The organism is Arthrobacter sp. 01T419 (assembly GCF_056398865.1).
In genome coordinates, this window is sequence record NZ_JBFTQF010000007.1 from 22,442 (window position 1) to 44,709 (window position 22,268).

Below are 22,268 nucleotides of genomic sequence, written 5' to 3' on the forward strand. Positions count from 1 at the left end.
GGCGGCTAAATCGCCGACCAGCCGCCGTCGGAGGCCAGAACCGCGCCGTTTAGGTTGGTGCCGTCGTCGCTGAGCAGGAAAGTGATTGAGGCTGCCAACTGTGCGGCGTTAGCGGGCGTGGGGATATTGGCCTGCATGAGTGGGATGAGCCGTTCGGTGGCCAGTTGGGAGCCGAAGTTTGCCTCGATGCCAGTGAGTGTGGGCCCGGGAGCCACGGTATTGAAGCGAAGACCCTTCGGGCCGTACATCACGGCGGAGTTCTTGGTCAGGCCAACAACGGCATGTTTGGAGGCAGTGTATGCAGCCCCGGCAGCCGAACCGCGGATGCCGGCCTCTGAGGAAACGTTGACTACCGACCCCGCCCCGGCTTCCAGCATCAGCGGTACAACGGCGCGGGTAAGACGCATGAGGGCGGTGACGTTGATCCGGAAAACGCGGTCCCAAAGGTCATCGTCCACCTCATGGATTGGTGCGAAGTTATCCATGATTCCGGCAATGTTCGCCAAGGCGTCGATGCGCCCGCCGGCGGCAGAAACCACAGCGGCAATAGTTTCCTCAGTAGAGATGTCACCGGCCACTGGCACCAGGTCCAGGTTCTTATTCTCTTCAACGAGAGCGTCGAGGCGCTGCTTGCTGATGTCCGCGGCGATAACCTTGCCGCCCTCCTTGGCGATGCGCATGGCAGTCGCCTGCCCTATGCCGGACGCTGCACCCGTTACGACGACGGTTTGTCCCGCAAAGCGGCCATTAGTGATGGTTTCCTGCCACGAGGCTTCGCTGCCCATGATGTCCTTCCAGACGCTGATGATGTCGCAGCCAAGATTACGACACTCAGTGTCATAATGGAAGGGTGAATACTGGTGAGATGCTTTCGAACGATTCAATCACTATCCACCGGTCGCCGGGGCGGCCGGTGAGCATCGACCCTGAAGCGGTTGCCGCCCTTGCCCTCAAAATGTTCGCCGAGCGGGGGTATGAGCAGACCTCGATGGAGGATATTGCGCGGGAGGCCCGCGTTGGGCGGAAGACTTTGTACCGCCATTTCGCCAATAAAGCAGAGTTGGTATGGGGCGGGATGGGACCTGTAATAGAAGCCTCCGCCGCCGCCTTGGAGTCGGCCCCTGCACATCCCCTGTCCCGACAGGCGATTCTGGACGGACTTCGGGAAGCCGTGCTTACGGGTATTGCCGCCCTCCCGGACCTCGCCGTGACCCGCGGGAGACTCCGATTGATCGCCGAACACCCGGAGCTGCTGAGCCGCAGCCAGGAATTCTTAGGGACTCGCAACGACCAGACCCGCTCCTACCTCACCGCCCGTGGCATTCCTGAAGACACTGCCCGGTACCTGTGCGCCGCTCTTGCTGGCGCATTATTCGAAGCCTGGCTGCAATGGGCGGCTAATGATGACACTGACCCTGCCCCCTACCTTCGGCGGGCGCTTGCCGTCCTCCAGCTGGGCTAACCAGGTCTTCGCCCCCATCTTGGACGGATGACGTACGCTCCAGGGTCAAAGTTTGGCCCGGAGGATCAACTGCTTCGCATTTCGATGCTTGAGCTGGTGCGATCCACTGGAGTGGCTCTTCAAGGGCTTTGCTGCAGCCGACACCCATCTGTGCGCCGCGGCCGCTCAATGCACTGCATTCCCAACGGGAAATTTCAGCCCCTATTGACGCGTGTCACCCACGCGTGATTAGATCGGTGACGCGCGTCACCCACGATGTCGCGACTAACCGCGAGAGCGCCTGACTTCACGAATAGTTCACGATCGATCCCCGCAGAGGAGAACGTTCCACGATGACCGAATACCCTGTTCCAACCACCATCAGCCTCGAGGCACAGAATGTATTGGCCATGGCCGCCGGAAGGCCGCCGCAGCCTGATCCCGCCCCTGAGGATGTCGAGGTCTGGCGTGCCCTGGCGGCGGCCGCCGAATCCTCAGACCCTGTCTTCGTCGAAACCATGGCGCGAGCGACAACTGGCGCCGTGACATCAGACGTTGCAGTAGCAGTAGAAGCCGGCGAGGTTCATGGGGCGAAATTCTTTATGGCTGAGCCGTCGGACATCGCAGCTGACGACGAGCGGGTCCTTCTGTACATCCACGGCGGAGGTTTCCTTTGGGGCGGCGGGCCCACTGCGCGCCGCTCCACCGAGCTCATCGCCGGCAACATCGGCGTGCGCACCTGGGGAATGGACTACCGGCAACTCCCGGACAACCCGTTCCCGGCTGGCCTGGATGACTGCATGACGGTATACCGCGAACTGCTGAAGAGCCATAGGCCGGAGACGATCGCCATCGCCGGGCAATCCGGAGGCGGCAATCTCTCAGCAGCCCTTCTCCTTAGGGCCCGAGACGAGGGTCTGCCAATGCCAGCCGCCGCCTGCCTCATTTCTCCTTGTGTCGATTTCACGCTTGCCGGCGACACGTACACCACCCTCGGGTTTGGCCTCAGCGAATGGCACCCGAAGAACATGCTCGAGCTATACCGCGGTGATCAGTCACTCGAGCACCCCTACATCTCACCTCTGTTCGGCACATATACCGCAGACTTCCCGCCTGTCATGCTGACCTCCGGGACGCGCGACTTCCTCCTCTCGGATACCGTGCGGTTGCACCGCAAACTCCTTCAGGCCGGCGTCCGCGCCGAACTTCATGTCTGGGAAGGTGCCCCGCACGGCATGTTCATGGGAGAGGCTCCGGAGGATCGAGAACAGATCGAGCAGGCGCGCCGATTCCTTGAAGCCTCCTGGGCAGCAGCATGAGCTTCATGAGAGACGACGACGCTCAACCGCGGGAATCAACCATCCGTTGACGTGCACCAGCGCGTGGTTAAGCCGTGACGAGTCACTGACAATCGCTATTGATTTTTCTAGGAGTGCTAATGGCCAGGAAACCATTCAACGAAGGATGGGCCGTCCGGACGAGGGTCAGTGCTTTCGCTGAACTGGGCGGAGCAAGTGAACAGTGGGTTGATGTAATGCTTCCGCATGATGCGCTGATCTCGAAGACCAGAAGCGGTGATGCTCCTGCCGGCGCGGCTGGCGGATATTTTCCCAGTGGTGCTTTCGAATACCGCAGGATGCTCGATGTTGATGAGGCAGATCGCGGCAAGGTGTTCGCTCTCGAGTTCGACGGCGTTTACCGGGACGCGATGGTGTACGTCAACGGTGCCCTGGCCGGCCAAGACGCTTATGGCTACTCGCGCTTTACCGTGCGCATTGACCCGTTCCTTCGGTTCGGTGCCGCGAACGAGGTCCGGGTGGTCTGCCGGGCGCATAAGGACAGTCGCTGGTACACCGGTGCCGGGATCTACCGGGACGTGCACCTGATTGTTAAGGAGCCTATCCACATCGGGGTAGATGGTGTCCGTGTCACCACTGCTGACATCGACAGCAATCGCGCGATGGTGGAGGTGACTGCAAGGATCACCAACACCACCGCCGTGACCACCACGGTCAACTTAGCAGCGTCGGTCAATGAAGAAGGCATCGCCGAGGTCGCCAGCGACGAGTCCCCTGTCACACTGCTTCCAGGCACCTCGGCTGTGGTGCGCCATCGGCTGATGGTCGAGAATCCTGCCTTGTGGGGATTCGATTCGCCGTCCTTGTACACGTGCGTCCTGCTGCTGCGAGACGCAGGCGCGGTCATCGACAGGGAATCCGTCACGTTCGGGATCCGTCGGATCCAGGTCGACGCCAAGAGAGGGTTGAGGCTCAATGGTGAGACGGTGAAACTGCGCGGTGCCTGCGTTCATCACGACAATGGACCTTTGGGTGCGGCGACTATTGCCGCGGCCGAGGAGCGCCGGGTCCGGGTCCTGAAGGAAGCCGGTTTCAACGCCATCAGGAGTTCGCACAACCCCGCGAGCTCGGCACTCCTGGATGCCTGTGACCGGCTCGGGATGCTCGTCATCGATGAAGCGTTCGACGTTTGGACCTCGGGTAAATCCGATTACGACTACGCCACTGATTTCGCGCAGTGGTGGGAACGTGATCTTGAGGCCCTTGTGGCCAAGGACATCAATCACCCCAGTGTGATCATGTACTCCATCGGCAATGAGATTCCGGAAACCGGAACTGCTGATGGCGGGGTGTGGAGCCGCCGGCTTGCCGAAAAACTGCGGTCGCTGGACGGGACCCGGCCCATCACCAACGGTATCAACGGTTTTGTATCGAGTCTGGACATTGTCCTGGCCGGCATGAAACAGCACCAGGGCGCAGCTGGCGACACCGGAGCGGGCGTGAACGGGATGATGACCCAGGTCGGAGACATGATGAACCATATCTCGGCCTCCGAAATGGTCAGCGAACGGACCGCCGAATCCTTTTCGGTGCTTGACGTGGCAGGAATGAACTACGGTGACGGACGCTACCTGCTGGATAAGACGCTCTTTCCGAACCGCGTCATTGCCGGCACTGAGACTTTTCCGGGGCAGATCGCCAAAAACTGGGACCTCGTCAAAGCCAACGATCATGTTATTGGCGACTTCGCCTGGACCGGGTGGGACTACCTGGGAGAAGCCGGCTTGGGCTCGGTGGGATACGCCGACGGCGGCCATGGTGCAGCAGCAAGCGTGGCACGTCCCTACCCGTGGCTTACCGCGTGGACAGGCGACATCGACATCACAGGTGAGCGCCGCCCCGCCTCCTACTACCGGGAGATTGTCTTCGGGCTCCGGTCAACGCCATACATCGCGGTCCAGCGCCCGCAGTTTCATGGGCGCACACCGCTCATGACGCCTTGGTCCTGGAGTGATGCGATCAGCAGCTGGACCTGGGAGGGATTCGAGGGACAGCCGATCCAGGTGGAGGTGTACTCGGACGCCGACGACGTCGAACTGCTCCTCAACGGGGTGCCTGTCGGACGATCCAAGGTAGGAGAAAACCTGGCCTTCCGTACCGATTTCGACATCATCTACACCCCCGGTGACTTGACCGCTGTCGCGTATAAGGACGGCCAGGAGCATTCCCGTGTGCAGCTATCCACGGCACGCGACCGATTGCACCTTGACGTGAGCTCCGACGTCGACCTACTCACAGCCGGCACCGGGGACCTCGCCTTCCTGCGAATAGCACTCACGGACGGAAGCGGCGTTCTTCACAACGGCCGGGACCGCGAGGTCGCCGTAACGGTGGACGGACCCGCGGTCCTCCAAGGCCTCGGAAGCGCCAATCCCGCTACAGACGAGCCCTTCACAGCAGGCTCACATACAACCTTTGACGGCCGCGCCCTGGCCATCATCCGCCCAACCGGGCAAGGCCCTGTCACCGTCACCGTGACAGCCTCCGGATGCCAACCGGCCACCGTCACCATCGGTGCCAACGCAACCGAAGCAACGGGAGAACGTCAGCTCGTCTCCTAGCACAAGCACCACCGCTCCAACTGTGTTTACTTCACCTCAATCCCCCAACACCCGTACATCAAGACGACGGAGTCCTGCCGTGAAAAACAACAACAACCTTCCTCCGGCCACCGCCACCATCGGGGGCACACCAGCCGAGGTGGCGGAGGAGCAAATACTTCTTGCTCCTCCTGTCACCGGGCAGGTGGACCTGCCCAAGGTCAGCGCCAAGTACATTTGGCTCCTGCTGCTGGGCATGTTCGGAACCTACATCGCCCTCGTGACACCCATTGCCCTGTCCCTGGCCATCAAGATCAAAGCAATTGCACCGGATCACGAGGAGTACCTGGGGTTCGTCATCGGCGCCGCCGCCGTAGTCTCGCTGGTCTCCGGTCCCATCATCGGGGTGCTCAGTGACCGCACCCGAAGCCGCTTCGGGCGCCGCCGCCCCTGGCTCGTAGCCGGCTCCCTTCTCGGAACCCTGGGCCTGCTCATTATCGCCCTCGCACCGGACGTGCCCATGGTTACCGTGGGGTGGGTTGTCACGACGCTGGGCTGGAACACCGTCATTGGAAACTTGACCAACTCCCAGGCAGATCGCCTGCCGGAGTCCCAGCGCGGAAAAGTCGGCGGCCTGGTCGGCTTCGTCACCATGGCAGCACCGGTGACAGGCGCCATCCTCGCCGGCAGCCTCGCCAAAGACGCCTTGCTGCTCTTTATGATCCCCGCGGTGCTCGGCCTGGTCCTTACCGTTCTGTTCACATTCGTCATCCGTGAGGACGACAGCCGCACCCGCAACTTCGAGGACAGGCTGAACCTTCGCCTGGTCCTGTCCAAATTCGTGTACAACCCCCGCACGCACCCCGACTTTTCGTGGAACTGGCTCGGACGATTCCTTTTCTACTTCGGCCTCACCATGAGCTCAACCTTCACTGCGTTCTACTTCGCACAGCGGCTCGGGGTTCAGATCACCGAAATAGGCACCCTCGTGGCAATCGGCGGGATGCTCGGTATCGTCACGGTGATCATCGGCTCCATCGGAGGCGGCTTCCTTTCCGACAAGCTGCGCAAGCGCAAGCCCTTCGTGCTCAGCGCCGGTTTCATGTTCTCCGCCGGCGCAGTAGTCATGGCTTTCGGTGACAACCTGCCCATGCTTCTCATCGGTTCAGCCATCTCAAACCTGGGCCTTGGCATCTTTTCCGCCGTTGACCAGGCTCTGGTCCTGGACGTACTGCCCGAGCGGGACACCGACGCCGGACGGTTCATAGGCATCAATGGACTCGCTAACTCCCTGGCACAGTCAGCCGCCCCGCTGATCGCACCGCTTTTCCTGGGCATTGGTGTAGCCGCTGGAGRAGACAAAAACTACTCCCTGCTTTACCTGCTGGCCGGAGCCTTCACGATCCTCGGCGGCGTCGTCGTCCTGAAGGTCAAAGCCGTCCGCTGATCCCGCGGTCCGACACGGAATGCAGCAGACAAGCGTGCAACCGGGCCACCCCTACTACAGAGGAATTCCATGCAGAACATCGACGTCAGCCAGCTGACGCTGCAGCAAAAAGCGTCCCTGTTGATCGGAGATACCTTTTGGTCAACCACTGCCATCAAGGACCATCACATTGGTGCCGTGACCATGGCGGACGGACCCCACGGCGTCCGCATGCAGAAGCATGGGACTGACCACCTCGGGCTATACCGCAGTCAGCCCGCAACGTGTTTTCCGCCTGCGGTAGGAATCGGATGCAGCTGGAGCGAGGACGTCGCCGCACGCGTCGGCGCCGCCTTGGCCAAAGAATCACAGGCCCATGGCGTGGACATCCTCCTCGGCCCGGGCGTGAATATCAAACGCTCACCTCTGGGAGGCAGGAACTTCGAGTACTACTCCGAGGACCCGCTGTTGTCCGGCGTACTTGGGAGCGCCTACGTCAAGGCTTTGCAGGAGCACGGTGTGGGAGCATCCGTGAAGCATTTGGCGGCCAATGACCAGGAGACCGAGCGCATGGTCATCAGCTCCGACGTCGACGAACGCACACTCCGCGAAGTGCACCTGTCAGCCTTCGAACGAGTCGTCACCGAAGCGCAACCGGCGACGGTCATGTGCTCATACAACAAGATCAACGGCGTCCACGCCTCAGAAAACCGCTGGCTTCTCACTGATGTACTGCGCGGCGAATGGGGATTCAACGGCGTTGTGGTGTCCGACTGGGGCGCGGTCCGCACACGGCCGGCAGCACTGAACGCCGGCTTGGATCTGGCAATGCCCGGATCAGGGCAGTACGCCACCGAAGCGCTCATCAAGGCCGTCCAAAACGGGAGCGTGAACGAGTCGGCGATCGATCTGGCAGTGGAACGGGTTCTGGACCTTGCCGCCTACAGCGAACCCCGCATCACCGGGACCGCCCCAACTGAGTTCGATTCCGCAGCGCACCATGAACTGGCACGTGAGCTCGCCACCGAGTGCGCTGTCCTGCTCAAAAACCAGGACGGCGTACTGCCCCTGAAACCAGGAACATCCCTTCTGGTTGTCGGAGAATTCGCCACCAACCCCAGGTACCAGGGCGGGGGCAGCTCACACGTCAACGCCACACTCATCGACATACCCCTGGAGGAACTCAAGGCGGGGGCCGCTGTCTCTGATGGCAGCGTCCACTACTCGCAGGGCTTCTCTCTCCAACCCGGCGAGAACGATGCTGAACTCCGTGCCCACGCCGTGGAGGCGGCCCGCACCGTGGACGTCGCTGTCATATTCGCGGGCAACCCCGAAGAGGAGGAATCCGAAGGGTTCGACCGGACGAGGCTGGAACTCGCCGCTGTGCAGGTCGAGCTCATCCGGGCGGTCGCGGCCGCCGCCCCCCGTACCGTCGTTGTCCTGGCGAACGGGGGTGTTGTCTCCCTTGAAGAATGGCATGACCAGGTGGACGGCATCCTGGAAGGTTTCCTCCTCGGCCAGGGCGGCGGTAGAGCGATCGCTGACCTGCTGTTCGGTGTGACGAGTCCCTCCGGACGCTTGGCCGAATCCATTCCTTTCCGGCTGCAGGACACGCCCACTTACCTGTCCTTCCCCGGCGAGCAGGGCCACGTCCGTTACACCGAAGGCGTCATGGTCGGCTACCGCTACTACGAAACGGTGCAGCGGCCCGTCCGGTACCCTTTCGGGCACGGGCTAAGTTACTCCACCTTCGAAACAACGGACCTCCGGGCCGAAGCGCGCGGCCATGACGAAATCGCTGTTACGGCGAATATCACCAACACCGGAAAGATCCCGGCAAAACACGTCATACAGATCTACCTTTCAACCGACGCCGGGCCGGTCCTGCGCCCGGAACGGATCCTCGCCGCCTTCACCAAAGTCCTCCTTCAACCGGGCGAAACCCGGGAGGTCCATTTCCTCCTGGACCGCAGGAACCTTCGGTACTGGGACGTTATCCTTGACCGCTGGGTTGTCGCCCCGGGCTGCTACACCGTGCAAGTATCCGACAATGCCTCACACGTCCTGCTGGAGCAGGACGTGGCACTTGACGGTGACGAACTGCCACGCCTCCTGTCGCTGCAATCCGACGTTGCGGAGTGGCTCGCACACCCCACGGCGGGGCCGGCACTGGCGAACGAACTCAACCCCATCATGGCGGCATCCGGCCAACAGCTGGACGACGACAGCGACGGCACCCGCATGGTGCTCTCCATGCCCATGAACCAGATCCTGAGCATCCTCGGCGGTGCCATTGACGGCGATTGGCTTGTCTCCCTGCTTGAGCAGCCCGCTGAGGCTACTTCCTCCCCCGCCTAGCCCACCGGCCTGAAACCCACGGAAAACACACCCATGACTGAGATTCCCACCCCGCACATGACACCACGCCCCATCGAAAGGACACCAATGACAACGTTTGGCCCGGATTTCCTCTGGGGTGCTTCGACGGCGCCGCACCAGATCGAGGGAAACAACATCAACAGTGACTGGTGGGCCCGGGAAGGGCTCTTCCCTGGTATGGAGCTCAGCGGTGACGCGAACGACAGCTATCACCGTTACCGGGAGGACATGACCCTCCTCGCCGAGGCTGGCTTGAACTCCTACCGGTTCGGAATCGAGTGGGCGCGCATCGAACCCCGGCCCGGAGTGTTCTCCCCTGCACTGCTGGCTCATTACCGTCACATGATTGACACCGCCCTGGAGCTGGGCATCAAACCGGTCATCACCCTCCACCACTTCAGCTCCCCGCGATGGTTCGCAGACGAAGGCGGATGGAGTGCCCCCGCTGCACCCGAACGCTTCTCACGCTACGTGGAGGCCGCTTCGTCCATTCTGGGCGACGTCGGACACGTCATCACCATCAACGAACCCAACATGCTCGCCATGATGCTCAATCTGGAAGCAGCAGCCAGCCGTGGTGAACTGGACTCGTGGCAGAGCCCCACTGTCGAAAACCAGGGTGAGACCGAATATAAGCAGCCTCCGCTGCCGGTTCCGGTGCCAGACGACGGGAAGTACGTCGTCGAAGCCCACCATCTGGCGCGCGAGGCACTGCGCCAGCGCACGGACGCCCAAGTTGGCTGGAGCGTGGCAAACCAGTCCTTCACTGCAGCACCGGGAGGAGAAGAACGCCTCCTGCAGATCCGGTGGAACTTTGAAGACCTTTACCTTGAGGCCGCGAAGGGTGATGACTTCGTCGGTGTTCAGTCCTACACCTCCCAGCAGGTAGACGCCAATGGTCTGGTGCCGCATCCGGCCCATCCGGACAACACCATGATCGGTACCGCATACCGGCCGGACGCGCTTGCTATGGCGGTAAGGCACGCCGCCCAAGTGGCAAACGTGCCCATCCTTGTCACCGAGAACGGTATCGCCACCCCGGATGACACACGGCGCATCGCCTATACCCGCGAGGCCCTGCAGCACCTGGCCGCGGCCATGGAAGATGGTGTCGACGTCCGCGGTTACCTGCACTGGTCACTGTTGGATAACTACGAATGGGGCCATTGGGAACCGAAATTCGGCCTCGTCGCCGTAGACCGGACCACCTTTGAACGTAAACCCAAAGAAAGCCTCGGATGGCTCGGAAACATCGCCCGCTCCGGCGGCGCGAGGCTCAGCGGGTCCTGACAGGCCCGGGGGAACGCCGCCATGGGCAGCCCGCCCTGAAGCCGAAGCTATGATAATTAGACCTCGAACAACGGAAGGCGGGCGGTCGTGATACCCACCAGCCAGGATGTCGCCAACCGTGCCGGGGTGGCTCGTTCCACGGTCAGCATGATCCTTAACGGGAAAAAAGCCTTTTCGCAGGAGACGCGGGACCGTGTTGCCAAAGCTGTGGCTGAGCTAGGCTACGAGCCATCGTCAGCAGGACGTACGCTGGCCCGCGGCGCCAGCGATATCGTGATCGCGCTGATTCCTGACACAACCTTCGGACGCAACCTTCAAGACATCTACGGTCTGCTCACGGATGAACTCGCTGCACGAGGCCTGACACTTGTCCTGCGTCTATCGAGCCGTACTGACGCTGATTTCGACAGGCTCATCGTCGGGCTGAAGCCACGTGCAGTCCTGACGCTGGCTGCCCTTTCCGAGGGACAGCGCGCGCTGCTTGAACGCCGGGGCGTCAAGCTGCTGGAGACCGACGAATCCGGCAGTCACGGCATCAACGCGCAAATCGGAAGACTGCAGGCGCGATACCTCATCGAACGCGGCTATCAACAGCTTGCGTACGCGCACCTGCGGGACGCGCGCAGCGACCCGTTCGGCGGCCCCCGCGAACGCACCTTCAGGGAAGAGTGTCTTAGGCAGGGCCTTGACGAACCCCACGTTCTGCATCTTGATATCACACCCGTGGACGCCCGAAAGGCGCTGGAAGAATTGGGACACCGAGGATTTGCCGTGGCCTGCTACAACGACGACGTCGCCACCGCACTTTTGCACGCTGCCCACGAGAAAAGCTGGAACATCCCCGAAGACATCGCTCTGATCGGAATGGACAACACCCCATTGTCGCAGCTGACCATCCCCCCGCTGACCACGATGGGATACGACCCCACTCAGGTCAGTCAGCTCTCGATGCAGTCGCTGCTTAACCGTTTGGATGAGCAGCAGTCGGACCAACCCCTTCCCGAGCTTCACATCGACATCATCGAGCGGTCGACCGCCTAGGCCACCAGCCCAGGATCATTACCCGCGGGCGGATGAGCCCTGCCCGGTATGCACACCCCTCCGCCCGTGAAAAAAGATCACCCCCGCCCAGGCCTGCGGAGTGTCTAAACAAAAACATCAACGGATAGTGAGGAAGATCATGGACATTAACCGTCAGCAAACAGAAACGCCGGGCATGCTGGAAGTACATGCCAAACATGCTTCCGAAGTAGACGAGGCCCTTACGAAAGCAATCGGCGTCGTCAAGATCGCCGCAATGGAACACAAAACAGGGATTCTTATATCGCGCATCGACGCTGGCATATACATGGTGCGGGCACATCCGGCCGTCCCGTTCGGGCTGGTCCGCCAACAGCACTAACCTCTGGATGGACGGCAGAGTGGTGCAACGGATGATTGATGTAGAGGACACAGTGCAGTCACCTGACGGAGGTTGAGGGAACGTCCGTTGTCGGCGTTTGAGTGGGACGCAGCCGACTCCGTCTTCGTTAGACCCCTGCGCAGGGGTCGTTCGTTCGCTCTTCAGCAGCTAGCAGTCCTGCCAGAGTCAGGAAGACGCTGGAGGTCCACGTGTATGCTCGATCGCGCAGACCGGCGCCGGTGACCGCGTCAAAGTTTTCGGCCATTCCCGAGGCAGAGGCCATTGCGCACAAACTTTCGGCGAGATCCAGGGCCAGTTGTTCTTCCCCGCCATCGATGAGACCGTCAATGATCAAAGCGGTACACGGCGCCCAGATCGGACCTCGCCAGTAGCCATCGGCGATATAGGCCGGGCTATCCGTGGCTTCGGTTGCCAGACCATATTCCGTCCGGAACCGCCCCAGGTCACTGACAAGTGTGTTGAAGACCTCTGATGGTAAACGGGATCCGAGCACTACCGGTAGGAGGTGAAGGAGCGATGCGGACTCGATGACTGTTGAGTCGAGCTTGCGGGCGATGAATCGGCTACCGTCCCACATTTCCTTGAGCAGCGAATTGAGGAGAGAGGATGAAACGGTTGCCCATTTCTTGGCTTCGTCCGGACGCGACAGTCGCGAGGCAATCTCACTGAGCGCTTCTGTCTGCAGGACCAGGAAGGCCGCGAGATCAGGAGACTCTACAGGCACCGTTGTGGCGAAGATCGTGCTGTTGTCCCACCCGGAGTCATTCCCGTGGAAGTAGTGCGGCAGAATGCGTCCGGAGGCGACTCGTTCCGTCAGCCACCATTGCGTCCACCGTTGGAGAGGATCATAGGCACGAAGCAGCCACTCGTCGTTGACCGCGCCCGCCCTAAATAGCGCCATCAGAGCCCATCCGTGAATTGGAGGCTTGGTGAAGGTGTAATCGATGACCTTGTCGTTGACGGAGTCCGGCAGCCGACCGCTTGTCGCTTGGGCGTCAAACGGCACGAAGAACTGGTCTTCAGCGAGCTCGGGAAGCTGTGCTAATGCGATTGCGTTGAAGCAGTTGTCCCAGCTCCAAACGTTGGTCATCGTTCCCTTCGACATGTACATCGCCGGCCGTTGCACTGCTCCGGAGGGCTCTACTATCGAGGACCACATGATGTAGCTGGCGAGCTGTTTCGCCGCCTGATGCTCGGGTTTTACCTCGGGCATAGCGGCGGCGAATACATCGAATGACGGTGGCGACCAGGGTTTCCGAGCGGTCGGCGTCGCATCATTCGTCTCCTCAATGAGCACGACGCTGCCGGGCGCGAACTGGAGTGTAGCCATGGTGTGACGTTCTCCAGCCCACGTCGATTCCTCTATGCCTCTGCCCCTGAGAACGCGGATGGCAATCGTTACCTGTGAGGAGAATCTGAGGTAGCGCCATTCATCTTCGGCCACACGGACCAGCGTGTCGTAGTTGCTTGCCGCCTCCATGATGAGCTCGAAGCCAACGCCTGCGCCGGAAACACTGAGAACGCGGTGTGTGTTGAAGTCGACGCTGACGTGACCTGCCGCTGCGGGAAGCACAAGGTGGTCGATATCGAACGCTGCTTTGCCGTGAAGTCCGTCGCGAGGCGCGATGCGCAGAAGTGCACGCGTTGCCGCCCTGCCCCGGACCGTCCGCAGCTCCACCCATTTCCCGGCGTCTTCAGTGTTCACGGCTGATGTCACGGCGAAGTACGAGCCAGCCGTGGCGAACGGGAGGTGTTCGAGGTCAAAGGGATTCACAGAGTACTCAATTGCAAGGTCGGTTGAGGGGGTGGAAGAGCACTGACTGGACATGGGTCAGACTCCGATGGTCCCGAAAATCGCTGACCCGGACTGAGTCGCGCGGATGACAGCACGGCCGTCCGGGTTTAAGGAAACCTCAACGCCGTCGCCGCTCCAATAGCCTGAATCCACCGGAACTGCCGTCACGTGTTGGATCGATTGCCCGCGGGCAGGGAACAACGACACGATGCCACGACCAGTTTGCGGGAGAATCTTCTCCCGTATCTCTGCGGCTCCCGCACCCAGCCCGATGGTAACCATGCTGGCCCGGGCCGAGTCCATGGCGACTGCCCGGTACCGGTCAAGCGTTGAGCGGATTCCCTCCACGCCGTCCTCAGAGATGGTGAGCAGGTCCCCCCAGATTCCGTGGTGTCCGAGCATGATCGCTGCGAGGCTTTCCTGCTGGTGGCCGTGCGGGTCGTCCGGGAAATAATGGACCAGGGTCAGCACGGACGGGATCCATCGGTCGAAGGCATATGGTTCCCGGCATATCCAACCGCGTGAACGACCCGGGTGGAAGAACATATTGGTGTTCACCCCGTTCAAGTCCGCGGGCAGCTCGTAGTCCGAGTAGTACGGTCCGTTGTTGACGAGGAAGTACTTGCCAGCCGAAAGGAAGCTCAAGCCGAAAGATCGGTGATTCTCGGTCACGTCGAAATCGACAATTGAACCGGGCACCGCGGTCATCAACCGCTCTGCGATCTCCGTCATCCTCTCACTCATCATGAAAGCGAAACGGTCCGCTCGTTCGCTCGGGGTGTTGGTGTCGTCTCCGTGATGGTGTTCCGGGCTGTCGCAGCCGTACTGGCTCACCGCATCAAGTTTGAAGTATGTAATGCCGAGTTCGCGATTGATCCGGATGAGGTGACCCACGAATGTCTCGAACCAGTCACTAACTAAACACATGGGGGCGCTGGGCTCGGTCTCCCACACTTCTCGTGGCCGAAGGGGTTCTCCTTGCCACGTCTTCATGTCACGGGGATGCGCGGCCAGAGCGCGGCTCGAGAATGCCGCCAACGTCGGATCGAACCAGATCCCGAGGCGGAGGCCAAGTTCGCCTGCTCGTTGCCTGACATTCAGCAGGGCGCCAGGGAAACGTTCCGGGTTCACCTCCCAGTCTCCGGTTGCGGTGTACCAGCCGGTGTCGATCACGTAAGTATCGATTCCCATCCGAGCTGCCACTTCCATCTCGGCGAGCACGCGCTCCTCAGTCAGACCATCGATGTAGGTCCTGTCGTGCCAGTAGCGCTCACGCTCCTGGAAGTTCCATGTGTTGTAGAAGATCTGCGGTCGACGGGACTCCGCGTTTTCGGACTGGTACTTCAACAGAAACGTACGGAACGCTGCCGCCACGTCGTCCAGATTGCCTTCGACAGCGGCCGCTAGAAGCCAGGGAGTCCGGAATCCCTGGGCCGTGTCCAGCCGCTGACCGTTAAGGTAGGCACCCTTGACTGAGCCAATTCGAACGCCGCGGGCGCCATCGACCCAGAACCCGCAGAACAGATCCCCGCCAGAGGTTCCATGCTCGTAGGCCAGCAGCCAAGAAGCCCCGTCCTCAACGCCTACCAGAATGGGGCCGATCAAAGGCGACAATGCCTTGGCAGCCGCAGAATCGATGGGGACCTCGTTGGGCATGAAAGAGTGGCCAAGCTCGACGAAATCGGAGATCCTCACTTCAGTGATGGCACTGGTGGGACGGAGCAACTCGACGTATGAAATCCCTTCCTTGCCAGCACTTTTGGTGAGCCGCCGAGGCGTCGAACTGCGCAATTCGTAGCGGAAGCGCACCACTGGGCTTTCCGGTGTCACACGCAGCCGCATCGCGAGCTGGAGCCCGGGCTCGCCGTCGACCTCGCCCTCGAATAGGAATTCCTCAGCGCGGCTGGTCAAGATACGGCGTTTGACTTCGCGATTAAATTCGCGAACTGTGCACGTTACAGCTCGTCCATCGATTTCAAAGACCGGCGCAGCGATAATGAGGCGCATCTGAGTGCTGTTGTTGGTCAGCTCCCAGAGCGGGCTGGTTTCGGTGTGAGATGGCCCAGAGGCGATGATCGACCACGACACGACGGAGGCGGATTTAACATTTGAATCGATGGTCACTGTTTGACAGCTCCAGACAGAAGACCGGCAACGAAATAGCGCTGCAGGAAGATGAATACAAGACATACGGGGATGATGGAGAAGGTTGTTGCCGTGATGAGGGTGCCGTAGTCGGTCAGATTGACATCACGGAAGGAGGCCAGGGCCACCGGCACCGTGTAAGCAGATTCTGCGCGCAGGATCACCAAGGGCCAGACGAATTCGTTCCAGATCGCCAGGAAGAGGAAAATCGCCAGAGCGGCCATTGCCGGGAGGATCGTTGGGAGCACGATCTGGAACAGGATGCGGAACTCGCCCGCGCCATCGATGCGGCCGGCCTGGATCAATTCGTCAGGTACTGATTCCATGGCCTGCCGCATTAGGAATAGTCCAAACGGGTAGGCCAGTCCCGGGAGGATGAGGCCTTGATATGAGTTGAGCCATCCGAGTGTCACCATCGTCTGGAACAGGGGAACCAGGGTTACCTGGCTCGGGATGGCGAGGGTCGCAATAACCACGCCGAAAAGTAGCGTTCGGCCTCGGAACTGAAACTTCGCGAAGGCGTATCCGCCACAGAGGCAGATCAACGCACCAAGAATCACGAAGATGACCGAGACAGCAGCGGAGTTCGCGATTGCACGCCCGAATCCGAGGTCACCGAACAGGACCTGAATGTTTGTCCACAGCTGATCTCCCGGCAATAGATTTGGAGGGTTGGCGAAGATTTCATCTGAGCTGTGCGTTGAGCCGATGACCAGCCAATAGAAGGGTGCCACCATCAAGATGAACCCTAGGAAGATGACTGCCGTGAGCAGTGCGCTCGAAGCTTTGGTGTGCCGGATGCGCGCGGAAGTACGCATTTTCTCTACTGAAGTGCTCAACTTTTCTTCTCCTGAATGAACCGGAACTGGACCAGGCTGACGATGACAACCATTCCGACAAGGACGAAGCCGATAGCTGAGGCATAGCCGAAATCAAAGAACTTGAAGGCGTTCTGGTAGAGATACATGCCGATCGTCATGGTTGCGTTGTCGGGACCGCCGTTGGTCAGGATGTACGGTTCATCGAACAGCTGAAGTGTGCCGATGGTTGAGGTGACGACCGTCAAGAGGATTGCCGGGCGTAACCCCGGGATGGTTACGTTGAAGAACTGTTTGACTGTATCTGCGCCGTCCATGGAGGCCGCTTCGTAGAGGTCCCCGGAGATGCTCTGCCGCTGGGCAAGATAAATGACAGCGTTGATCCCCGTGTAGTGCCACGTCATCGCGATTCCGAGCGAAATTTTCGCCCAGAACGCGTCCTGAAGCCAAGGGATCGCCGGTAGACCAACCGACTGAAGCGCGACGTTCACGATGCCGTTGTCCGTGGCAAGCATCATGCTGAAGACAACACCATAAGAGACGAGACCCATGACGACCGGAACGAAGTAACCGAGACGGAAGACCGCACGGAACTTCAGGAGGGTCGAATGGAGAGCCACAGCCAGCAGGAGCGCCAAAATGAGCATCACCGGTACTTGGATCACCAAGATGATTAAGGTATTGCCCAGAGCGTTGTAGAACAGGGGGTCGCTAAAAATGCGCTCGTAGTTCGCGAACCCAGCGAAGCCCTGCACTCCCCCACGGTTGGTCGTGAAACTTAGCCACGCAGCATAGCCGACGGGGTAGACCTTGAACGCGGCGAAAAGGATGATCACCGGAGAGAGCAGGACATATGGCACCTTGCCCGGAGTAAGCCAGGGCCGCCTGGAAGGGGGTACTCGTCGTGCCACCGGCGGCGATTCAACTTGTGGCGATTGGACGTGCGTATCGGTCATGACCGTGGTGCTCCCTCGGTGGCGCCTGGCTCCGCCACGCCTACCTGGTGGGGCGGGGCCAGACGCTCTATCGGATTTGGTGAAAAGCGGCTTCAGCCGGTGTTTCAGCTGGCGATCTTTCGGCCAGTTTGAGCGGCGAGGAGCTTGGCAGCCTCGTCGAGCGCGGCCTTCGGGTCTGCTCCGGAGAGCATCACTTTTGTCTGGGCATCTGTGTAGATTCTGATTGCGCGAGCGTAGTCGCTTGTGTAGTTCGACACGGCGAGGTCGGGCTGAGTGATCGAGTCGACGAAGACCTTGCTTGGAGAGTCGCCGACCCAGTAGCCGCTATTGTCAGTGAAGCCTGGAGTCTTATACATCGGTACGAAGCCGGGGGTGAAGGGCTGTGCGGTCTGCATCACCCGCTGACCATCCAGTGTGCCCAGGGCAAAGTGAACAAATTTCCACGCCAGGTCCTTGTTGGCGCTATTGCCTGCGATGGAAAGGTAGGTGGATCCCGCCAGGGCAGCAGTTGAGCCTCCTGCGTCTACCACCGGGCGCAGTGCGGTGGCCATTTTTCCTTTGAGCTGAGGTTGCTTGGCCTCGATGTAACCGGGCCACCATGACGCACTCGGGCTTATCGCCACCGACCCGTCTGCGAACCTAAGCCCATTGCTACTTGTAAAGGATGCAGAGTCCGCGAGGACTCCCTTGTCATTCATCTTCTTGAGCAGTGTCAGCGACTTGACCCCTTCCGGGCCATTCAGCGTGATGTCGCCGTCTTTGTTGAAGTAGAACGCGTTCTGCTGCTGCGTAAGTGTCTGCCAAAAGTCGGCTGCGTTCGTATTCGCTGCAGCCTTGTTGAGTTCGAAGAGACTCGCTCCGGTTTTGGCTTTCAGCGTAACACCGGCGTCGATGAGCTCGTCCCAAGTTTTGATGGATGCCATGTCGATGCCTGCGGCATCCAAGAGGTCCTTGCGGTAAGCAAATCCGGCCGTGTTCACCTCAAACGGGATACCCCATACCTGCCCGTCCTTGCCCAGTCCTCCACCCCAGGCGCTAGGTACGAAATCGCCAGCGAGATCCTTGGCCCCCAGGGGGCCCATGTCCGCGAAGCCGTTCGGGAACTTGTCGGTGTAGCCGGGCAGCTGGTCGATGGCGGTGTTCATGATGTCCGGGAGTCCTTGGCCGCCAGCAGCGAGGCCAGTAGTGATTTTGTCCCAGATGGCAGGGTTTCCTACATCGACAATGTCGACTTTGGTTCCCGGGTTGGCTTTCTCAAAAGCGTCCGCGGCCGGTTTGAGAAGCGCACCCGCCGTCGTCCATGTCCAGACGCTGAGAGTCTTGCCGTCGCCGGATGATGACCCGCCCGAGCTGCAGCCCGCGAGTGCCGTTGCGGCGAGGGCGGCGATGCTGAACACGGCAGCAAGCCGTCTGGTGAAGGGTTTTAGCTTCATTGGTAGTTCCTCTTTCATGTGATGCGGGTCCGGTACAACGTTTGGGCTCGATCAGGTGCGCCATTACAGCTGCTGAACGCGTCGTTCTGAGCCTGCCGCGAATACAGCCAGGCATCGTCGACCGGGATACGGAGTGTGACCGGGCACGGAGAATGACCAGGATAAGGAGGGGATAACCGGGTACGGAGGGTCGACCGGGATAGGGAGGACTTAGGAGAGATCGTACCCACAATTTAATGACGTTACAATTCTTTTTTGAGAAAATTTTTGACGTTACAATAAATCCAGCACCCACCGTGGGTGCGTAGTGGCCACGACACCCCTCGCTGCGTTTTCCCCATCCATACTGCCGCTCGTCGCCGAGCCAGCACCCTGGGGACACCGCGTGAGTCAGGTCGGGCTCAACCGGTTCGCTGATTGAGCCCGGCTTGAGGCTGAATGCTCGCGAACTCGAATCCGAGCCGGGGTTAAATGCGTCTCTATAAGCAGGGTTGGGGCCAATCGCGTTCCACTACGAGCTGGCAGGCAGGGAGGGCAAAATGGCAGCCGACTACAACGAACCGGGGGGCGCCCCGCGTCATACCAACATGAACGATGTAGCCTCACACGCGGGCGTTTCGGTGATGACGGTCTCGAATGTCATCAATCGCCCGGATATCGTCTCCGAGAAGACCAAAGCAAAGGTCCTCGCGTCGATGAGAGAGCTCCGTTACCGGAAAAGCACTGCCGCCACGAGCCTGCGCCTGTCCAAGCCGACTCAGATCGGATACGCGCTTCCCTCCACCCAGCGCAGCGGTGACGGGTATATGGATGACTTCCTATACTCGCTCGCGGCCGCGTGCCAGGCAAAGGGCATGCATCTGACCCTCATCGCCGCAGCAGACCCTGAGGATTGGCTCAGTGCATGCGATGCGCTCTACTTCGGAGGCTCAGCCGCAGGCATCATCATGGGCAGTATCGCCCCCCATGATCCCCGCCCTGCGCAGCTGGTATCGCGTTCCATTCCCTTCGCCGGGTACGGCCAGACCTTGGAAGGAAAATCGGCGCCTTGGAGTTGGGTGGAGATCGACGAAGCACGCGGAATTGAGCTGGCAGTCGAGCACGTCGTTGAACGCGGTCACCGGCAGCTCGCCTTCATCGGCCTCGGGGTCGATGCCGTGTGGAGCGCGGCGCGTCTCGAGGGATACGTCGCGGCGTGCCGGAAGCACGGGCTTCAGCGCTCCGTCGTCGCGGACCGCGTTTCCCTCGCGACCGATGAGATCGCCGCAGGGGAAGAAATAGCCATGCAGCTCCTCCAGTCGGAGTCGCCTCCAGACGCCATCATCTGCGCGTCTGATTACCTTGCAGTTGGAGCGATCTTCGCGGTGCGTGCACACGGTCTCGTTCCAGGCGTTGACGTGGCCGTGACCGGGTTCGATGACACATCCTTGACGTCATTGGGCGCCATCGGCATCACGTCAGTACGTCAGCCTTCGACCCGCATCGCCCAGGAACTCGTGAAGATGATCATCGACCCCCCTGACCAAGCGCTCCATCTGCTCCTCGAACCGGGGCTGACGATTCGATCGAGTACGACAGGCAAAGCCCCCACGGCCAGTTTTCGAACACGTATTGGACCAGCCGACCCACTCCCTGACTGAGTCACCGACCTGTTCCGCATGGGCAGCCATGCGGAAATAGCTATCGCAGCGCTCGAAGCCGGTCAATTTCCGGTCCGGTGCAGGAATGGCAGTCGTCGTCGCCGCCATTGCTCTCCGGCCGTAGGAGGCGGTCGGCTGTGGTTTGGCCAGTTCTCATCGGGGTTCTTCATGTTGCGCGTTCCGCTTGGTGAGGTTCTTGGAAATGTACTGACTGAGTAGTGAGGAATTCTTCAATGCCGTGGGCTCCTCGTTCCCGGCCAAACCCTGACATCCGGAAACCTCCAAATGGGGCATCCGGATGGGTGGCCGCCCCATTCACTGAAACGCTTCCGGTCCTGATCTTTGTGGCCACCAAGCCAGCTTCTTCCGGACTTGGCCCCCACACAGCTCCACTTAGGCCATACGGTGAGTTGTTGGCGATGAAGATCGCTTCCTCGACGTCGGCGTATGGGACGACGGCCAGCACTGGACCGAAGACTTCCTCTTGGGCCAGTTCGTCATTGGCGCCGGTGAGAAAAGCTTGAGCCGGGACGTAATAGCCTTCCGGATCCCCTGAAACAGGGCCGGAGGCCAGAACTTCAGCTCCGGATGCACGGGCTGCGGTGGTGAGGTTGAGGACCTTGTCGCGCTGCGCGGCCGTGGCGACCGGTCCCAGGACAGTGGCCGTATCCTGAGGGCTGCCGACGGCAAAAGCAGACACCTGTGATTTCAGTGCCGAGGAGACCTGTTCCAGCGTCTCGGACGGGACCAGAAGCCGCGTGAGGGCTGCGCACGTTTGCCCGGAGTTCTGGAAACTCTTCTCGAGTGTTTTGCCCACCGCGTGCGGGAGGTCGGTACCGGGGAGAATGAGGCTTGCCGATTTTCCTCCGAGTTCCAGCGAGACCTGCTTGATGAGGCCGCCGGCGACGCTGGCGATCCGCCCACCAGCCCGGGTCGATCCGGTGAAGGACACGAAGTCGATTGCGGCGTGGCTGATCAGTGCCTCACCGGTGGTCGGGCCTTCGCCGAACACGACATTGAAGACCCCCGGGGGTAGTCCCGCATCGGCGGCGACATCTGCCAAAATCGCTGCGTTGCTCGGCGCCACCTCGCTGGGCTTGAGCACGATCGTGCAACCGGCCACGAGGGCCGCTGCGACCTTGGATGCAATCTGGTACAGCGGGTAATTCCACGGGGTGATGCACGCTACCACCCCGACTGGAACTTTGTGGATTTGGGTCGAGTCCAACTGTTCGGGAACCAGGACTCCGGGACCGAGCCGGGCCGCGCTGCGGAAGCTGTGCAGGGCTGGAACCACCTGCATGCGCACACATTTGTGCCGCGGCGTGCCCACTTCAGCGGTAATGCCATCGGCCAATTCCTCCGCACTTGCCTCAAGGCCGTCAGCAATCCGGGCGATGATTGCGGCCCGATCCCCTACTGACGTGGTGCTCCACGATGGAAAGGCCTCAAGAGCGGCCAGGCTGGCAAGGTCGACGTCCGTCTGGCTGGCCGCGGCCACCTCTCCGATGAGCTGTCCATTGGCCGGGTTGTACACACCCAGAACATTCGAGCCAGTAGCCGGCCGCCAGTGGTTGCCGACGAAGATCCCCTTCAACACTGCGGTTTCAGCCATTGTCCTTTT

The 22,268-nt window shown here is 60.7% G+C and carries 16 protein-coding genes; 9 read left to right on the forward strand and 7 right to left on the reverse strand.

The window, feature by feature from the left end; all coding sequences use genetic code 11:
• Positions 1–5: 5 nt before the first annotated feature.
• Positions 6–785 carry an SDR family NAD(P)-dependent oxidoreductase gene (locus AC1DLO_RS12395; protein WP_441437331.1) on the reverse strand — a complete coding sequence of 260 codons (780 nt, stop codon included), beginning with the start codon at positions 783–785 and terminating at the stop codon, positions 6–8.
• 80 nt (positions 786–865) lie between these two features.
• On the opposite strand from AC1DLO_RS12395, the gene AC1DLO_RS12400 reads away from it, so the two are divergent.
• The 8 genes from AC1DLO_RS12400 to AC1DLO_RS12435 all read left to right on the forward strand — a co-directional run bounded on the left by AC1DLO_RS12400 (position 866) and on the right by AC1DLO_RS12435 (position 11,836).
• On the forward strand, positions 866–1,462 hold the full coding sequence (locus tag AC1DLO_RS12400) for a TetR/AcrR family transcriptional regulator (RefSeq protein ID WP_442003129.1): 597 nt from the start codon (positions 866–868) through the stop codon (positions 1,460–1,462).
• A gap of 332 nt (positions 1,463–1,794) precedes the next feature.
• On the forward strand, positions 1,795–2,760 hold the full coding sequence (locus AC1DLO_RS12405) for an alpha/beta hydrolase (RefSeq protein ID WP_441437333.1): 966 nt from the start codon (positions 1,795–1,797) through the stop codon (positions 2,758–2,760).
• Between the two features lie 119 nt (positions 2,761–2,879).
• Positions 2,880–5,360, forward strand: a complete 2,481-nt coding sequence (locus AC1DLO_RS12410; protein WP_441437334.1) for a glycoside hydrolase family 2 TIM barrel-domain containing protein — start codon at positions 2,880–2,882, stop codon at positions 5,358–5,360.
• A 79-nt stretch (positions 5,361–5,439) separates the two neighbouring features.
• On the forward strand, positions 5,440–6,786 hold the full coding sequence (locus AC1DLO_RS12415) for an MFS transporter (RefSeq protein ID WP_476914490.1): 1,347 nt from the start codon (positions 5,440–5,442) through the stop codon (positions 6,784–6,786).
• A gap of 69 nt (positions 6,787–6,855) precedes the next feature.
• Positions 6,856–9,123, forward strand: coding sequence for a glycoside hydrolase family 3 C-terminal domain-containing protein (locus tag AC1DLO_RS12420; RefSeq protein WP_441437336.1), 2,268 nt, complete (start codon positions 6,856–6,858; stop codon positions 9,121–9,123).
• 87 nt (positions 9,124–9,210) lie between these two features.
• The gene (locus tag AC1DLO_RS12425; RefSeq protein WP_441437337.1) at positions 9,211–10,434 is read left to right on the forward strand and encodes a glycoside hydrolase family 1 protein; all 1,224 of its coding nucleotides are present in this window, start codon (positions 9,211–9,213) and stop codon (positions 10,432–10,434) included.
• Positions 10,435–10,521: 87 nt separating this feature from the next.
• A complete protein-coding gene (locus tag AC1DLO_RS12430) occupies positions 10,522–11,475 on the forward strand; it encodes a LacI family DNA-binding transcriptional regulator (RefSeq protein ID WP_441437338.1) in 954 nt (317 codons plus the stop codon).
• A gap of 139 nt (positions 11,476–11,614) precedes the next feature.
• On the forward strand, positions 11,615–11,836 hold the full coding sequence (locus tag AC1DLO_RS12435; RefSeq protein ID WP_441437339.1) for a hypothetical protein: 222 nt from the start codon (positions 11,615–11,617) through the stop codon (positions 11,834–11,836).
• A gap of 127 nt (positions 11,837–11,963) precedes the next feature.
• Here AC1DLO_RS12435 and AC1DLO_RS12440 read toward each other — a convergent pair whose 3' ends face one another.
• The 5 genes from AC1DLO_RS12440 to AC1DLO_RS12460 all read right to left on the reverse strand — a co-directional run bounded on the left by AC1DLO_RS12440 (position 11,964) and on the right by AC1DLO_RS12460 (position 19,004).
• A complete protein-coding gene (locus AC1DLO_RS12440; RefSeq protein WP_442003126.1) occupies positions 11,964–13,631 on the reverse strand; it encodes an amylo-alpha-1,6-glucosidase in 1,668 nt (555 codons plus the stop codon).
• A gap of 57 nt (positions 13,632–13,688) precedes the next feature.
• Positions 13,689–15,776 carry an alpha-galactosidase gene (locus tag AC1DLO_RS12445; protein WP_442003125.1) on the reverse strand — a complete coding sequence of 696 codons (2,088 nt, stop codon included), beginning with the start codon at positions 15,774–15,776 and terminating at the stop codon, positions 13,689–13,691.
• Positions 15,773–16,636, reverse strand: a complete 864-nt coding sequence (locus AC1DLO_RS12450) for a carbohydrate ABC transporter permease (RefSeq protein ID WP_441437342.1) — start codon at positions 16,634–16,636, stop codon at positions 15,773–15,775. The genes AC1DLO_RS12445 and AC1DLO_RS12450 overlap by 4 nt, the downstream gene beginning before the upstream one ends.
• The gene (locus tag AC1DLO_RS12455; protein WP_441437343.1) at positions 16,633–17,571 is read right to left on the reverse strand and encodes a carbohydrate ABC transporter permease; all 939 of its coding nucleotides are present in this window, start codon (positions 17,569–17,571) and stop codon (positions 16,633–16,635) included. The genes AC1DLO_RS12450 and AC1DLO_RS12455 overlap by 4 nt, the downstream gene beginning before the upstream one ends.
• Before the next feature lie 104 nt (positions 17,572–17,675).
• Complete coding sequence (locus AC1DLO_RS12460) at positions 17,676–19,004, reverse strand: ABC transporter substrate-binding protein (protein WP_441437344.1); 1,329 nt, start codon at positions 19,002–19,004, stop codon at positions 17,676–17,678.
• Between the two features lie 539 nt (positions 19,005–19,543).
• Here AC1DLO_RS12460 and AC1DLO_RS12465 point away from each other — a divergent pair.
• Positions 19,544–20,644: a LacI family DNA-binding transcriptional regulator gene (locus tag AC1DLO_RS12465; protein ID WP_441437345.1), complete on the forward strand. Its 1,101-nt coding sequence runs from the start codon at positions 19,544–19,546 to the stop codon at positions 20,642–20,644.
• Between the two features lie 166 nt (positions 20,645–20,810).
• Here the strand turns inward: AC1DLO_RS12465 and AC1DLO_RS12470 are convergent, their stop codons facing one another.
• Positions 20,811–22,259: an aldehyde dehydrogenase family protein gene (locus AC1DLO_RS12470; protein WP_441437346.1), complete on the reverse strand. Its 1,449-nt coding sequence runs from the start codon at positions 22,257–22,259 to the stop codon at positions 20,811–20,813.
• Between the last annotated feature and the right edge of the window lie 9 nt (positions 22,260–22,268).

Coding starts and splice junctions, on each gene's coding strand:
- AC1DLO_RS12435 (WP_441437339.1), top strand. CDS start 11,615: ATGGACATTAACCGTCAGCAAACAGAAACGCCGGGCATGCTGGAAGTA.
- AC1DLO_RS12395 (WP_441437331.1), bottom strand. CDS start 785: ATGGGCAGCGAAGCCTCGTGGCAGGAAACCATCACTAATGGCCGCTTT.
- AC1DLO_RS12410 (WP_441437334.1), top strand. CDS start 2,880: ATGGCCAGGAAACCATTCAACGAAGGATGGGCCGTCCGGACGAGGGTC.
- AC1DLO_RS12455 (WP_441437343.1), bottom strand. CDS start 17,571: ATGACCGATACGCACGTCCAATCGCCACAAGTTGAATCGCCGCCGGTG.
- AC1DLO_RS12470 (WP_441437346.1), bottom strand. CDS start 22,259: ATGGCTGAAACCGCAGTGTTGAAGGGGATCTTCGTCGGCAACCACTGG.
- AC1DLO_RS12420 (WP_441437336.1), top strand. CDS start 6,856: ATGCAGAACATCGACGTCAGCCAGCTGACGCTGCAGCAAAAAGCGTCC.
- AC1DLO_RS12425 (WP_441437337.1), top strand. CDS start 9,211: ATGACAACGTTTGGCCCGGATTTCCTCTGGGGTGCTTCGACGGCGCCG.
- AC1DLO_RS12405 (WP_441437333.1), top strand. CDS start 1,795: ATGACCGAATACCCTGTTCCAACCACCATCAGCCTCGAGGCACAGAAT.
- AC1DLO_RS12465 (WP_441437345.1), top strand. CDS start 19,544: ATGGCAGCCGACTACAACGAACCGGGGGGCGCCCCGCGTCATACCAAC.
- AC1DLO_RS12460 (WP_441437344.1), bottom strand. CDS start 19,004: ATGAAGCTAAAACCCTTCACCAGACGGCTTGCTGCCGTGTTCAGCATC.
- AC1DLO_RS12400 (WP_442003129.1), top strand. CDS start 866: ATGCTTTCGAACGATTCAATCACTATCCACCGGTCGCCGGGGCGGCCG.